The sequence below is a fragment of the Clostridium sp. genome, from assembly GCF_050717535.1.
Classification (GTDB): domain Bacteria; phylum Bacillota; class Clostridia; order Clostridiales; family Clostridiaceae; genus Clostridium_AD.
The window spans coordinates 37,527-52,142 of the sequence record NZ_JBOITM010000068.1 but is presented as its reverse complement, the minus strand read 5'-3'; the positions used below and the strand labels follow the sequence as shown (position 1 = coordinate 52,142).

General features: G+C 33.2%; 13 protein-coding genes. 11 read left to right on the top strand and 2 right to left on the bottom strand.

What is annotated here, in order from left to right; all coding sequences use genetic code 11:
• Positions 1–41 precede the first annotated feature (41 nt).
• Both ACREVU_RS10750 and ACREVU_RS10745 read right to left on the bottom strand, forming a co-directional pair.
• Positions 42–1,349, bottom strand: a complete 1,308-nt coding sequence (locus ACREVU_RS10750; protein ID WP_431551596.1) for a GNAT family N-acetyltransferase — start codon at positions 1,347–1,349, stop codon at positions 42–44.
• On the bottom strand, positions 1,346–2,707 hold the full coding sequence (locus tag ACREVU_RS10745) for an MATE family efflux transporter (RefSeq protein WP_431551595.1): 1,362 nt from the start codon (positions 2,705–2,707) through the stop codon (positions 1,346–1,348). Before ACREVU_RS10745 ends, ACREVU_RS10750 begins: the two co-directional genes overlap by 4 nt.
• Positions 2,708–3,033: 326 nt before the next feature.
• Between ACREVU_RS10745 and ACREVU_RS10740 the strand changes: the two genes are divergently transcribed.
• The 11 genes from ACREVU_RS10740 to anmK all read left to right on the top strand — a co-directional run bounded on the left by ACREVU_RS10740 (position 3,034) and on the right by anmK (position 14,595).
• The gene (locus ACREVU_RS10740; protein WP_216161415.1) at positions 3,034–3,897 is read left to right on the top strand and encodes a MurR/RpiR family transcriptional regulator; all 864 of its coding nucleotides are present in this window, start codon (positions 3,034–3,036) and stop codon (positions 3,895–3,897) included.
• Between the two features lie 131 nt (positions 3,898–4,028).
• Positions 4,029–4,937: an N-acetylmuramic acid 6-phosphate etherase gene (gene murQ, locus ACREVU_RS10735; protein ID WP_431551594.1), complete on the top strand. Its 909-nt coding sequence runs from the start codon at positions 4,029–4,031 to the stop codon at positions 4,935–4,937.
• A gap of 94 nt (positions 4,938–5,031) precedes the next feature.
• Positions 5,032–6,453, top strand: coding sequence for an ABC transporter substrate-binding protein (locus ACREVU_RS10730; RefSeq protein ID WP_431551593.1), 1,422 nt, complete (start codon positions 5,032–5,034; stop codon positions 6,451–6,453).
• 119 nt (positions 6,454–6,572) lie between these two features.
• Complete coding sequence (locus ACREVU_RS10725) at positions 6,573–7,490, top strand: carbohydrate ABC transporter permease (protein ID WP_216161426.1); 918 nt, start codon at positions 6,573–6,575, stop codon at positions 7,488–7,490.
• Between the two features lie 23 nt (positions 7,491–7,513).
• Positions 7,514–8,374: a carbohydrate ABC transporter permease gene (locus ACREVU_RS10720; protein ID WP_216161429.1), complete on the top strand. Its 861-nt coding sequence runs from the start codon at positions 7,514–7,516 to the stop codon at positions 8,372–8,374.
• 70 nt (positions 8,375–8,444) lie between these two features.
• The gene (locus tag ACREVU_RS10715; protein ID WP_216161432.1) at positions 8,445–8,909 is read left to right on the top strand and encodes a GNAT family N-acetyltransferase; all 465 of its coding nucleotides are present in this window, start codon (positions 8,445–8,447) and stop codon (positions 8,907–8,909) included.
• A gap of 21 nt (positions 8,910–8,930) precedes the next feature.
• Positions 8,931–9,911, top strand: coding sequence for a GNAT family N-acetyltransferase (locus ACREVU_RS10710; protein ID WP_216161437.1), 981 nt, complete (start codon positions 8,931–8,933; stop codon positions 9,909–9,911).
• Positions 9,895–10,602, top strand: coding sequence for a PIG-L deacetylase family protein (locus ACREVU_RS10705; RefSeq protein WP_431551592.1), 708 nt, complete (start codon positions 9,895–9,897; stop codon positions 10,600–10,602). The genes ACREVU_RS10710 and ACREVU_RS10705 overlap by 17 nt, the downstream gene beginning before the upstream one ends.
• 14 nt (positions 10,603–10,616) lie before the next feature.
• Positions 10,617–11,765 carry an exo-beta-N-acetylmuramidase NamZ family protein gene (locus ACREVU_RS10700; protein WP_431551591.1) on the top strand — a complete coding sequence of 383 codons (1,149 nt, stop codon included), beginning with the start codon at positions 10,617–10,619 and terminating at the stop codon, positions 11,763–11,765.
• A gap of 70 nt (positions 11,766–11,835) precedes the next feature.
• Complete coding sequence (locus tag ACREVU_RS10695) at positions 11,836–13,410, top strand: glycoside hydrolase family 3 protein (RefSeq protein WP_431551590.1); 1,575 nt, start codon at positions 11,836–11,838, stop codon at positions 13,408–13,410.
• An 18-nt stretch (positions 13,411–13,428) separates the two neighbouring features.
• Positions 13,429–14,595, top strand: coding sequence for an anhydro-N-acetylmuramic acid kinase AnmK (gene anmK, locus ACREVU_RS10690; RefSeq protein ID WP_431551589.1), 1,167 nt, complete (start codon positions 13,429–13,431; stop codon positions 14,593–14,595).
• The last annotated feature ends 21 nt before the right edge of the window (positions 14,596–14,616 follow it).

Below are 14,616 nucleotides of genomic sequence, written 5' to 3'. Positions count from 1 at the left end.
AATACTCCTTTCTAAAATCCTAATTACGCTGTTAATATGGTCTAGTTCTCCCCATCGTTATTCATATAATGACTGTGAACAAAGCCCATTTTTTCAAACATATCCTGATAATTAGCAGTACTTTGAAGTAATATAAACTCTATATCATCGCTTTTTGTGACAGTTTTTAATGCTTCAATTACTGTAGCTCGTGCAATTCCTCTTCTTCTCATTGAAGGCTTAACACTCCAAAAATACAATCCTAAGCAATCATTATCCAATTTACTGAATGCGGTTGTAGAAACTATCTCGCCATTTAAAATGCCGCTATAAAGGGTATAGCCATTTTCAGTATTTGATACAGTTTTATAAACTATATCCCTAAAAATATCCTTTTGATTTTCTTCCATTTCAAGGGATGATACAAAGGTTTCACACCATTTAGTTATCATATTATCATCAATTACTTTTTCAATAGTAAATCCCTCTATTTTTTCATATTCACTATTAAAAATGTAGGGTGGAAGGTACATACAATTAAGCTCTTTGTCATCTGAATATTTAAATCCTTCAAGGGCTTTAAGGTGATTATTTCTGTCTTGGTTGTTTGTATCTATTAGACTTTTGGGTGTTCCCTCGATTATACCAAACCAATCTGCATAACCATATTTTACAAAGCCACATTTTGCAGCAAGACCTGGTGACATATTATTTGCTTCATTTATTTGAAGAAAGGGTATTTTCCCTAGCTCAATAATTTTTAATGCAAGATCTAATGAAGTATCTACAGCATAGTTCTTTTTCCTATACTCCTCCTTTGTGAACATTATCCCCATGGAATTATCATTATGAATAAGTACCCAGGAGGCAATATCTCCATTAGCATATATGGCCGAGGAAGGTCTATTAGATATATCTTTTTTTATTTGATCAAGGCTTCCCGGATGTCTATAAGTGTAAAACTTATCAACCATTTCTGCATCTTTTATACAAATAGACTTTACAGGGTTTTTTATAAGACATAAATCTAAATTTTCTGTTGGAAGGTAGTGTAATGAACATCTACTTTCCCAGACAACTAAATATCTTTCTCTTATCTTCTGTGCAAGTGGTCTGTATACACCTGAAAAACCATAGAAATTGTCTTTAAATAGTGTTTCAAGTACTTCATCTAAAAACTCATCCTCCTCCGTATATATATAATTAAAATATTCAAATCTTACAAGAACTCCACGAGACACTTCTTCATTATCTACATATATTTCAGCTTCATGCTCATTTTCTATAATTCCTATTATATTTGAATTTATAATCTTATTTTTGTTTAAGTACTCCATAATTAACTCTGATGGTTTAGTTTTTACTATCATATAATTTTCTCCTTCCATCTATTAGTTTTAAAATATACTATTATAATAACTGCCTCAATTACAACAGATAAAGCTACCGCAGCCCATACACCATTTGTTCCCATATTAAATGTTATTGCAAATACATATGCAATAGGTAGCTTTAAAACTACATTTGCAACTAAAGATGAGATCATTGGAGGAAACGTATCTCCTGACCCTTGAAAAACACCACCATAAATTGTTGGGTATACTACGAAAATAAGACCGATATATACTATTCTTAGGTATTCCGCTCCAGTTTTTATTACTAATGGATCATTAATAAAAAACCTCATTATCCCAGCGGGAAAAATTAAATAGGGTATTGAAAATAAAATCATATTAAAAGCTGCAAGTTTTAATCCTTCTTTTATAATCTTATCACAACCATCTATATCACCCCGTCCAAGACCTTGCCCAACCATTATTGAAATGGCAGTTGAAAGGCCAACAAGGAAAATAAAGGTATAGTTAAATAGTTGTCCACCTATTCCAAAGGCTGCAGTACCTTCTCTACCTCCAACTGCATACACGAGGCTGAACATAAATATTCCAGTAATAGGTCTTGCAAGCTGCTGCAAACATGCAAAACCTCCTATTTTTAATATTCTCATACTGTCTTCTAGTTTTAACTTCATATTTAATATAAATTGAGTTAGACTAGAACCATATATTTTCCTATTAATAACAATGATAATTGCAATGCATGAAAAGATCATGGATATAACGGTTGCAATAGCTGCACCTTTTATTCCAAAGTGAAATGTGAACATAAAAAGCGGATCAAGTATTGCATTTATCACATTAGATATTCCAAAAATTATAAGTGGAGTTATTGTATCTCCTAGTGCTTGTAATATTGTCCTTAATACTGAATTTAAAAATACAAATATTGTTCCAATAAAGATGATAGATAAATATTTTTCTGTGAGAACTGCTACGGTTGGTTCTGGGTTAAAAATAAGTTTGATTATGGCTTCTGAATTTAAGAAACATATTATGCTAAGTATAAGTCCCAAGATAAGTGAGAGAGTAAATGATTGTCCACTAAACTTTCTAACTAAATCCATATCTCCCTCTCCATAACTTCTTGAAACAAGTGCTATAGTTCCAGCGGTTACAAGAGTGGATATAACAAAAATTACACTTGATGCAGAATTAGAAAGTGCAGCTGCTGCTGCTTCATTTGTACCCAGTTTGGCAATAAAATATGTATCAACTGTTCCTAAAAGACTTTGAAGTATCATTCCTATCATAATAGGCCATGAAAGCATAAAGATTCTTTTGATATCGTCACTGAATTTTTTATCGGTTATGTTTAATAAATTTCTACCCATTGACATCCCCCCTGGAATAATTATTTAATACCTAATATTAAGCTAACAGTACAAAAATATTATGCTTTAAATAAAGCATAGTTATTATCTAATTTAATGATATTTATAATTTCATTAATTGTCAATATATCTTATACATTCTATATATAGGAAATAACAAGGACCAGTAAAATTTTATTCCATTATTTAAAATTATTATTGAAATATTGTTCCATATGAGTTATAATATGTACAAGATACTTGTAAAGGTTTTCAATTAACAGAACATTAAAATAATGTATTATTAGTAAACATCAAGTGCAAATGATTACTTAGGAGGGGTAGATATGCCTGTTAACGACAATATATTACTAAAACTTCGTGAGATGAAGGATAATATTACCCCTGTAGAAAAAATGATAGCTGATTATATCCTTGAAAATGCTTCTGAAGTTCCTCGTCTTTCTATTAAAATGTTAGCTACAAAAAGTAAAACAAGTGATGCTTCTGTTATAAGATTTTGCAAAACCATGGGATATGGTGGCTATAGGGATTTAATAGTAAGTATTTCAGGGTCACTGGGGGCAACAGATGAGGCTCAAGCAGAACAGTATACGGATATAATGCCTGGTGATGATTTGCAGGTGATTATTAATAATATTTCAATGAATAATTGCAAATCAATTCAAGATACCTTAAGTGTTATTAATCGTGATGAAATTGCGAGGGCGGTAGAACTTTTAAGAAAAACACAGAAGATTGATTTTTATGGTGTAGGTGCTTCAGGGCTAGTATGTATGGATGCCCAGCAAAAATTTATGCGTATTAACAAAATGTGTCATGCTTATATGGATGGGCATAGTCAATTAACTGCTAGTGTACTTCTTAATAAGAGTGATGTGGCAGTGATTATATCTAATTCTGGAAGTACTACTGAAATTTTGGAAGCATTGGATATTGCAAAGGCTTCTGGTACACCGGTTATAGCAATAACCCGCTACAATAAGAGTGAGCTCGCTAAAAAAGCTGATGTAGTGTTATTTATTTCAACACCAGAAATTACTATGAGAAGTGGTGCTATGGGATCAAGAATCGCAATGCTTAATGTAATAGACATACTTTTTGCGGGTGTTGCAAGTGCAGAATATAGTAACGTGAAGAAATATCTCAGCAAAACTCATAATATTCTCAATGCTAAACATCGAAAATAAACGATTTGCACTAAGGGCCCTTATATTTTAAGTATCAACTTATATAATGGTTTATATTATTACACCAGGCATGAAATAAAATACCGAAATTATATTTTACAAATAAATATAATTTCGTTGGAGGTTTTAAGATGGATAATTATCTATCAGAATTAACAACGGAGGAAGTAAATAAGGATACTCAAAACATCGATGAATGTAATACTGAAGAAATGTTAATTCTTATCAATGAACAAGATTCTATAATACATGAAGCAGTAAAAAAGCAAATTCCAAATATTTCACTAGGGGTTGATATTATCTATAACTCCTTGAAAAGTGGAGGAAGAATGTTCTACATTGGTGCAGGAACATCAGGAAGGCTAGGAGTATTGGATGCCTCCGAGTGTCCTCCAACTTTTGGAACAGACCCTCAACTTGTACAAGCATATATTGCTGGGGGTGATTCCGCTTTAAGAACATCATCGGAAGGATGTGAAGATGACAGCGAGGCAGGAGTAAAACTTGTACATGATTGTAAAATTACTAGTAAAGATGTTGTAGTTGGAATAACTGCAAGTGGTGGAGCAGCTTTTGTCCTTGCCGCAATTAAAGAATCAAATGAAATAGGTGCAGCTACCATTGGACTTGTGAATAACAATAATTCTAAACTTTCAAAAATATGCGATGTCTGTATAGCTCCAATTGTTGGGGCTGAGGTTATAATAGGATCCACCCGTATGAAATCTGGTACTTCACAAAAATTAGTACTTAATATGCTGACTACATGTACTATGGTTAAACTTGGAAAAGTATATGGAAACCTTATGGTAGATTTAAAAGCAACAAATAAAAAGCTTTATGAACGTGCAAGACATATAGTGTGTCTGGCAACAGGAGTTGATGATATAACAGCATTGCAGTATCTAGAACTGTCAAACCGAAATGCAAAGCTTGCCATAATGATGATTAAAACTGGGTTAAACGTAAATGGTGCTAAGTCTATTTTAGAGAAGCATGACGGAAAGCTTAAAGACTCAATAAAGGCTGCAACAGCCTAGTCTCAATGAAAATGAAATTTATTTTACTTATATATGTATATATATTCTTATAATGTAAGGTAAAAATAAAATTATTAAATTAGGGGGTATTATTATGAAAAGAACCACATGTATTATTGGAATGTTATTAACAATGACAATTATATCTTCAACATTTGTAGGTTGTGGTAAAAAAGCAGCAGAGGGTGATACTAAAGCTAAAGACACAATGGCAAAGGACACGATTACCGCATTGCTTCCACCAGTATCGCCTACTTACCAAAAGAATTTTGATCAAATGACTAAAGATTTTAACACAAAGTATCCAAATCTAACTTTAAAAATTGAACCAGCTAGTTGGGAAGATATGACTCAGAAATTAGATGTTCAAGTTAATGCAGGTAGTCCTCCAGATATAGCATTCATCGGTTCAGAAGGAGTATCCAAATATGTGGATTCTGGTCTGATTATGGATATCAGCAAAGAGGCCAAGCCTGAAATGCTTAGTGATTTTGATGCTGGCCCTCTTGGATATATGAAAAATGGTAAGGGTCTTTATGGCTTTCCCGCTTACATGGAAATTCACTGTTTAGGTGGAAATAAACAATTTTTGGAAACAGCTGGTATTGATTGGAAATCAGTTCAAAAAAATGGGTGGACTTTTGACCAGTTCAGAGAAGCTATTAAAAAGGGTGTTGTAAAGAAAGGTAGTGCTACCTCTCGTTATGGCTTTGTATTTGCCGCATCAGGGGTTGCCTCTAAGGATTATTTAGGAGTACTCGTTAAAGAAGCAGGAATGCCTTCTCCATTTACAAAGGATTTAAAATATGCTTACACAAGTAAAAATTACTTAGAAGTTCTTAAGGGTATAAGGACTCTTATAGATGATGGTTCAATGCCTAAAGAATTAAGTTCAGTAGATGCAGGTAAACGTTGGAATATGTTCCTTACTGGACAAACTATGATTACAGGGAAGGGACTTGCAGTGTTTGAAAATTCCGCGAATGCAAACAATAAGAAAATTACTGATAAGGATAGCAGTGCTGTAAAAAACAGCATAAAGGTTGATTATATAGTTCTCCCAGTTCCAACCTTCCTTGGCGAAAAGCAACAAGCTGCAGCTGCCGTAGATGGATATGTAACCTTCCGTGGTAAAACAGATCCAACCCCAGAGCATGTTGCAAATGTTGTTAAAGCTGCTTATTTCCTAGCATCAGGTTCAGTTGCAGCACAGACTAATAATGATTTATTTGTAGCACAGATTACAAAAAGTTCAAGAGAAGCTGCAAAGAGTATGTCTACAATCAGAAATGCAGATAATGCTGCTGCAGTAGAGACACTAATCAAGCAAGCAGTTATTGCGCGACCAGACATCACATCAGAGCTTGGTGCTAAGTCAATTAAACTTGAGGATGAAGTTATAATTCCAAAACTTCAAGCCCTACTTGCGAATGAAATCACTCCTCAGCAAATGTATGATGCAGTTAAGGCTGCTGCCATAGAGACATTTGGTGAAAGTGGTGTTGTTAAAGACTAAGTATAGTTTATAATATATCCCGCTCACTAAAGACTGGGCGGGGTATATTTTTAAAAATAGTACTATAAACACATTAGGTTGTTAATTGTACTAGAATAGGACTTACAGGAGGAGATTTTATGAAGGTTAAAGATAAATCAGTGGTAATTGAAAATAGGAAAAAGAACAAACTAAAAGGAGATTATGTTTGGGGATATGTCTTTATTATAGTAGCACTTATAACATTCAGCATGTTTACCCTATATCCAGTAATTAGTGCGTTTATTATCAGCTTTCAGAAATTTAAGCCTTTAGGCTCAGTCTGGGTTGGAATAGACAATTATGCAGGGCTGTTACATGATAAATTATTTGCTAAAGCAATATTTAATACTCTGATTTATACTGTATTTGCTGTTCCTGTTGCACTAGTCTTTTCTTTTACTATTGCACTTTTAATATTTCCACTTAGGAAATGGATGCAGACTATGTTTAAGGCAATCTACTATTTACCAGCAGTGGCTTCAGGAGTTGCATTATCCGTGGTTTGGTTATGGATTTATGACCCACTTCCAGCGGGTTTATTTAATAAATTAATAAGTTTTTTAGGAATATCTAATCAAAATTGGCTTGGTTCAAGCAAAACGGCAATGTTCTCACTACTTCTTATGTCTTGGCTTTCAAGTCATGGAACTAGCATCATTATCTTTATTGCTGCCTTACTTGGTATACCCGACAGCTATTTTGAAGCTGCAGACTTAGATGGAGCAACGTTTTTGGAGAAAATCAGATATATAATAGTTCCTCTTTTAAAGCCAACAATACTTTTTTTACTGGTTACAGGTATAATTGGATCTTTCCAAGTATTTATGAGTGCCTATATGATGACCGGAGGTGGACCAGATAATGCAACTACAATGGTTGGTCTATTAATATTTAACAATGCATTCAAATACTCTAACTTTGGTGTAGCTGCAGCACAATCATTGGTATTAGCAGTTATAATTGCAATAATTTCTGTATTTCAGTTTAAATTTTTAGGCGATGATATTGAATATTAAGTAAAAAAAGGAGGTCTTTCTAAATGTCTTTATATAGTGGTTACGCAAAAAATAAGAAAAGTGCAAAAATTGGCAGAGTAATTTCAATAGTTATGCTATTTATTTTTGCAGGCATTACACTTTTTCCTATATACTTTATGGTTATTTCATCTTTTGCAGATCCCGTTGAAGCTGGAGCTATGAGTTACTCTCTATTACCACAAAAGTTAACTCTTGATTCCTATAAGTTTTTCTTCAATTTTAGTAAATACTCTTATAGATGGCTTATAAATTCTCTAGTAGTAGCCTCAACAATAACTGTATCTAATGTAATATTTGCGGGTATGGCTGGATATGCCTTTGCTAAAATAAAATTTCCTGGAAGTAAATTTGTATTTTCTATGCTTCTTTGTTCAATGATGGTACCATATCAAGTTACTCAGATACCACTTTATATTCTTGTTGTAAATACTTTTAAAATGTCAAATACATATTCAGCCCTAATTTTACCGGGGTTATGTGGTGTATTTAATATATTTCTAGCAAAACAATTTATGACAACGCTACCAACAGAAATTATTGAAAGCGCAAAGATTGATGGTTGCAATCAATTCCAAATCTTCGTGAAAATTATACTTCCACTTTCAAAAACTGTTTTAGCTGTAATGGCTATACTTACATTTATGGATAACTGGAATTCTTTCTTTTGGCCATTCCTGGTTACAAAAACAATGGACATGCAGACAATTCAAGTTGGACTAAAAAATTTCCGTTTTGCAAACACCACTTATTTTGCACCGATGATGGCTGGAGCAACGATTTCTGCTTTGCCAATGTTTATACTTTTCTTCTGCCTTCAGAAGTATTTCTTAGAGGGTGTAACAGTAGGAGCAGTTAAAGGCTAATAGCTCAACTTTCTATGGTAGAAGATAATAAACTAATTTCAAAAATATATTTTAAAATAGGAGGAAAACTATGCCAGATATGCTAGTTAAATTATACAATTTAAAACCTGATAATAATTTAAAAGAACTTTTTGATAAGGGGGTTACTATAAGAAGGGCTTTACCACCAGAGAAGCATCATGTTATTTCATGGGTTAAGGATAAGTTTTCTGAACATTGGGCTAGTGAATGTGAGGTAGCATTTTCAAACAAGCCTGTTTCCTGTTATATAGCTATTAAAGATAAAAAGATTCTTGGGTTTGGTTGCTATGAAGCAACTTGCAGAGATTTTTTTGGACCTACTGGTGTGGATAATGAGTTTAGGGGACAAGGAATAGGAAAATCCCTTCTTATTAAATGCCTGGAAGCCATGAAAGAAATGGGGTATGGGTATGCAATAATTGGAGGTGCGGGGCCTTTAGAATTTTATGAAAAAGCTGTGCAAGCAGAAGTAATAGAGGGATCCATACCTGGTATCTATGAGGGGTTACTTTAATAATGAAAGGGAAAATGTATTATGATTGTTAATTTTGATGATAAATATACAGATGGCATAATAAAACTGTGGAATACTGAAGCTGTAAAAGATGGATACGTGGAACTAAACCATAAAAGTTTTGAAAACATTTTTAAAAGTAGTCCATATTTCAAGGTAGAAAATACTTTTATACTTTATAACAATGGTGTAGTTGGTTTTGCTTGTGGTTGCACTGGGGATGATTTACCCCTTGGTGAGACTTCAGGATACATAACTTGTATTATTTTATCAGCGGAAATTCAGACTATAAGCAATTTCTTAAGGCTAACAAATGCATTAGAAACTTCCTTTAAAAAGCAAGGAAAAAAGCAATCTGAAGTACTTTTCTTTAACCCTATGATGCTTCCATGGTATATTCCGAGTACCCAGAAACATCAACATAATAATGCTCCAGGTGCTCCTGTAGGGAGTTATTTTTACAAGTTCTTGCTAGAGGCCAATTACATAGAACGTACCCGTGAATGTGCAATGTACCTTAATCTTGATAGTTTCAAACTGCCAGAAGATACTTTTCAAAAGGAGAGGGAATTATTAAACCTCAATTATGAGGTCAACTTGTTTGACGGTGATAAACATTTTGGAGTAACTGAAATGTTGAAGGAATTTAACAATCCACTGTGGCAACAAGAAATTGATAAATGCACAAAAAATGGAACACCTGTTGTAGTTGCTGCTATAAGCAGAAAGGTTGTTGGGTTTGCGGGCCCTGTCATAAGACAAGAAACAGGTCGTGGATATTTTACTGGGATAGGGGTTCAGCCAGAGCATGAGGGGCATGGACTAGGCAGCATTTTATTTTTTAAACTCTGCGAAGCCCTTAAAAATATTAATGTTGAATATATGTCGCTGTATACAGGACTTACTAATCCAGCGATTAAAATATATAAAAGTGCAGGATTTGTTCCTGTTAAAGAGTTTGCAGTAATGCGAAAGGAGCTTTCAAATGAAAATGAATTATGAAAAAATAACTATTCTTGCTATCGGAGGACATGTAGGGGATATGGAACTTACAGCCGGTGGAATACTTGCAACCCATGCGTTAAAAGGTGATAACATAGTTACATTGGCACTTACGGCAGGTGAAAAAGGTGCTCCAGAAAATATGAACCTGGCAGATTACCGTAGGCAAAAGGTTACAGAAGCAGAAACCTTTGCTAAAATGCTAGGTGGAAAGGCTATTGTATTAGATTATCCTGACGGAGAACTTCCAGATAATGATAAGGTTAGATTTGAGGTTTGTGATGTTATTCGAGAGGTCAAGCCTAATGTGATTATTACACATTTTAAGAATAGTATGCACAAAGACCACATGACTACCAATAAAATAGTCATTGACGCCAGATTCTATGCCAGTAATGAATTTTTTCTTCGTAAAAGTTCTAAATTTTTTGCTTCAAAGCTATATTTTGCAGAGAACTGGGAGGATGCGGTTGACTTTAAACCATATGTATATGTAGATATAACCCCAGGCTTTGAGTTATGGAAAAAGGCAGTGGCTACGCATTGGTTTGTTACTGGTAGCAAGTCCTTCCCATATCTTGAATATTATACTCATCTAAGTCGTGTTCGTGGAATTGAATCTGGCACCGGCCATGCTGAATGTTTTTCTGTTCCAGAGGAAACCATGAAACTAATTAAAGATCATCTTTAAAGAGGGAGAACTCAATGAAAACAGTGGTGAATAACGGAATAGATAATTTGGAAGAATATGCAGAAATTTTTAGTGGGAAAAGGTTGGGATTAATTACAGGACCCACCGGTGTTAATAAAAAACTAATATCAACAATAGATATTCTACATGAAAAGTATAATTTAGTAGCTCTATTTTCTCCTGAGCATGGAGTCCGTGGAGATATACAAGCAGGAGTAAAAGTGGATGATTACCTAGATCTTGCTACGGGAATACCAGTTTATAGCCTATATGGTGATAAAAAGAAGATAACAAAGGAAATGTTGTGCAAAATTGATTTACTGGTATTTGATATACAAGATGTAGGAGCAAGGTTTTATACTTTCTTATATACACTTACCTATGCAATGGAGGCTTGTAATGAAAATAGTAAACCTATAGTAGTTCTTGATAGAATAAATCCATTGGGTGGTAAGATAGTCCAGGGTAATATTTTAGAAAATGGGTTTGAATCATTTGTTGGCAAATACCCTATTCCTACTCGTTATGGATTAACCATAGGTGAGTTTGCACTATATATAAACTCAAAGTTTAAAATAAATGCAGATTTAACAGTTGTGCCTTGCACAGGATGGAATAGAGACTTGTATTATGACGACACTGATTTAGTATGGGTTCAGCCATCACCCAATATTCCTACAATTGATACTGCGTTTATTTATAGTGGAACCTGCATTTTTGAAGGAACTAATTTATCTGAAGGAAGGGGAACAACAAAGCCTTTTGAAATTATAGGGGCACCTTGGCTTGATAATATAAAATTAGTATCAATTATGAATTTTAAAAAATATAGTGGTGTTATGTTTAGAGAAGTGTACTTTACACCTACTTTTTCAAAACATGCAAATATTCTTTGCAGTGGTATACAAATTCATGTAACTCAAAGAGATGAATTTAATCCCTTTGTTTTAGCATTAGATATTTTATTAGAGATAAAAAATATGCACAGTGGTGAGTTTGTGTTTATTCCACCTTTGGCAAATGGAGCTCAGCCATTTATAAATTTGATAACAGGAACGGATAAAGTTGTGAACAATATGGGCGGCTTAAATGAATTATTAGAGAAAATGGATGTAAATTTAGAAGAGTACATAGAAGAAAAAAAAATGTATGAATTATATTGAAGAAAATTATATTGAAGAAAATTATATAAAAGAAGATTAGATAGTAGGGAATTATATAAAGGAGATAGATATGAGTACAAAGTTGAGTGAATTAACCATAGATCAAAAAATAGGTCAATTACTCCTGGTAGGTTTTCCTAGTCAAAAATTAAATGATGATTTTAAAGAGTTAATTAGTGATTGCCATGTTGGAAATGTCATTGTATTTCAAAGGAATATTAAAGATTCATTGCAACTTGCAGAACTAAATAATAGTATTCAAAAATTAATGGAGAAGCATAATAGCGTTCCTGCGTTTATAGGTATTGATCAAGAAGGTGGTATGGTTACAAGACTTTTTAATAAAGCAACATGTTTTCCAGGAAATATGGCTGTTGCGGCTGGAATTCCCTTTGAGGAAGCTTTTGAACTAGGGGCTGCCATAGGGGAGGAACTACATGATGTGGGAGTAAATATAAATTTTGCACCTGTACTGGATGTAAATAATAATTCTGAAAATCCAGTTATTGGTGTCAGATCCTATGGAGATATTCCAGAACGCGTAGCTCAGTATGGGAAGTATTTATTTAAAGGACTTCAATCCGAAAAAATATTGAGTTGTGGGAAACATTTTCCTGGTCATGGTAATACTAATGTAGATTCTCACTTAGGAATACCAGTAATATCAAGTGATTTATCACAGCTTAAAAAAGTAGAACTTGTGCCATTTATTGAAGCTATAAAAAGTGGTATAGATGGAATCATGACATCTCATATTCTATTCTCCGCTCTTGAAAAAAACAATTTGCCAGCTACACTATCTAAGACTATTTTAACTGGGTTATTAAAGGAAAAGCTAAACTTTAAGGGCCTTGTAATCACAGACTGCATGGAAATGAAAGCTATAAATGAAAACTATGATATAGAGGATGCTGTAATAAGAGCATTGAATGCAGGAGCCGATATATTGTGCATATCTCATACAAAAGAGCTTCAAATTCGGGCATTTAATGCTATTAAAAAAGCTATTGGTGATGGGATTATATCTAATGAAGATTTAGATTCTAAAGTTGAAAAGATTCTATATTTTAAAGAAAAGTACGACTTATATAATTGGAGAAAATTGAACTGCAAAATATATGAGGAAGAGCTTAAAAGACATTCGAAATTAGCTATGGCTATAAGTGAAAAAAGCATAACATTGATAAAAGATGTAAAATCATTACTTCCTTTAAAGAATCAAGACCTAATTTCAATAACACCAATTTCTCAGGCTACATCTATTGCAGATGAAGAAATAGAAAAATCGAATTTAGGTAGTGTTTTAGAAAATGAGATAGGTGCTGAGTATATTAATTATGATATAAAGGAAATAGATGAGGATTATATAATATCAAAGGTAATAAACAAAAAAACTATAATTTTTGGAAGCTACAATATGAACTTAGATGAATCACAAAAGAGATTATTAGATAGATTAATAGCTACAGGAAAAGATATTGTTTTAGTTGCACTAAGAAACCCCTATGATATTTCGGGTTATATAGATAAAGTATCAACAATCATTTGTACTTACGAATACACTAAACTTTCAATTAGCAGTTTGGTTAAGGTATTAAAAGGTGAAATAGGAACTAGTGGAAGATTACCTGTAAAAGTAAATTAAAATAACGGAGGTGGCAATTTGTTTGCAGTTGGATTAATGTCAGGGACTTCACTTGATGGTATAGATGCTGCTTTGGTCCAGATAAATGGCAATTACACAGGCACTGTAATTAATTTAATTGGCTATGTAAATATGAAAATGCCTGAAGACATTAAAGATGAAATAAAAGTAGCCTGTAGTATAGAGGATTCCTCTTCAATACTTATATGTAGTTTGAATTTTAAGCTTGGTTATTTATTTAGTGATGCAGTTAAAGCGGTATGTAAAAAATATGATTTTCCTATGGAAAGATTAGATTTCATTGCAAGTCATGGACAAACTATTTTTCATATACCAAAAGCACATCATACTTTTATGAGCTCCACTCTTCAAATAGGAGAACCAAGTGTAATAGCTTATGAAACAAACACTACAGTTATATCTAATTTTAGGGTCATGGATATGGCTGCTGGTGGGCAAGGGGCACCATTAGTTTCCTATAGTGAATTTATATTATATAGAAGTCCAGATAAAAACAGACTACTTCAAAATATAGGTGGTGTGGGTAATGTAACGGTAATACCTAAAAATGCTGATATTAATGATGTTATTGCTTTTGATACTGGTCCGGGAAATATGATAATAGATGAGATTTGCGAAAAATTATTCAAGGTGAAGTATGATTTTAATGGAGATATAGCTAGAAGTGGCGAAGTTGATAAAGGCATGTTAAATGATTTAATGAGCCATCCATTCTTAATTAAATCTCCCCCTAAGACTACAGGACGTGAAGAATTTGGGAAGCAATTTACAGAGGATATCTTAAGAAAATATAGAAATTTAAGTAGTGAAACTATTATAGCTACAGCAACTGTTTTTACAGCTAAATCAATTGCCCATAGTTATAAAACATATATTTTTCCTAAATTAGATATAGATGAAATGATTATTAGTGGAGGCGGGGCATATAATTCATACTTAGTGGAGCTTATTAAAGGTGAACTCCCTCAAATTAGTGTTTTAACTCAAGAAGACTTAGGATATTCGTCTGATGCTAAGGAGGCAATTGCCTTTGCAATACTTGGCAATGAGACATTAAATAATAGCTTTTCTAACATCCCAACAGCCACTGGTGCAAAAGCAAAAGTTATATTAGGTAATATTACTCCAATAGGTAAATCATCACTTGAGATGCAGCGTAAATAAAGGCATATAATCCAACAAAAA

Bases quoted from the DNA above. Each gene is read 5' to 3' on its own strand.
- ACREVU_RS10750 (WP_431551596.1), bottom strand. From the start codon at position 1,349: ATGATAGTAAAAACTAAACCATCAGAGTTAATTATGGAGTACTTAAAC.
- ACREVU_RS10745 (WP_431551595.1), bottom strand. From the start codon at position 2,707: ATGGGTAGAAATTTATTAAACATAACCGATAAAAAATTCAGTGACGAT.
- ACREVU_RS10740 (WP_216161415.1), top strand. From the start codon at position 3,034: ATGCCTGTTAACGACAATATATTACTAAAACTTCGTGAGATGAAGGAT.
- murQ (WP_431551594.1), top strand. From the start codon at position 4,029: ATGGATAATTATCTATCAGAATTAACAACGGAGGAAGTAAATAAGGAT.
- ACREVU_RS10730 (WP_431551593.1), top strand. From the start codon at position 5,032: ATGAAAAGAACCACATGTATTATTGGAATGTTATTAACAATGACAATT.
- ACREVU_RS10725 (WP_216161426.1), top strand. From the start codon at position 6,573: ATGAAGGTTAAAGATAAATCAGTGGTAATTGAAAATAGGAAAAAGAAC.
- ACREVU_RS10720 (WP_216161429.1), top strand. From the start codon at position 7,514: ATGTCTTTATATAGTGGTTACGCAAAAAATAAGAAAAGTGCAAAAATT.
- ACREVU_RS10715 (WP_216161432.1), top strand. From the start codon at position 8,445: ATGCCAGATATGCTAGTTAAATTATACAATTTAAAACCTGATAATAAT.
- ACREVU_RS10710 (WP_216161437.1), top strand. From the start codon at position 8,931: ATGATTGTTAATTTTGATGATAAATATACAGATGGCATAATAAAACTG.
- ACREVU_RS10705 (WP_431551592.1), top strand. From the start codon at position 9,895: ATGAAAATGAATTATGAAAAAATAACTATTCTTGCTATCGGAGGACAT.
- ACREVU_RS10700 (WP_431551591.1), top strand. From the start codon at position 10,617: ATGAAAACAGTGGTGAATAACGGAATAGATAATTTGGAAGAATATGCA.
- ACREVU_RS10695 (WP_431551590.1), top strand. From the start codon at position 11,836: ATGAGTACAAAGTTGAGTGAATTAACCATAGATCAAAAAATAGGTCAA.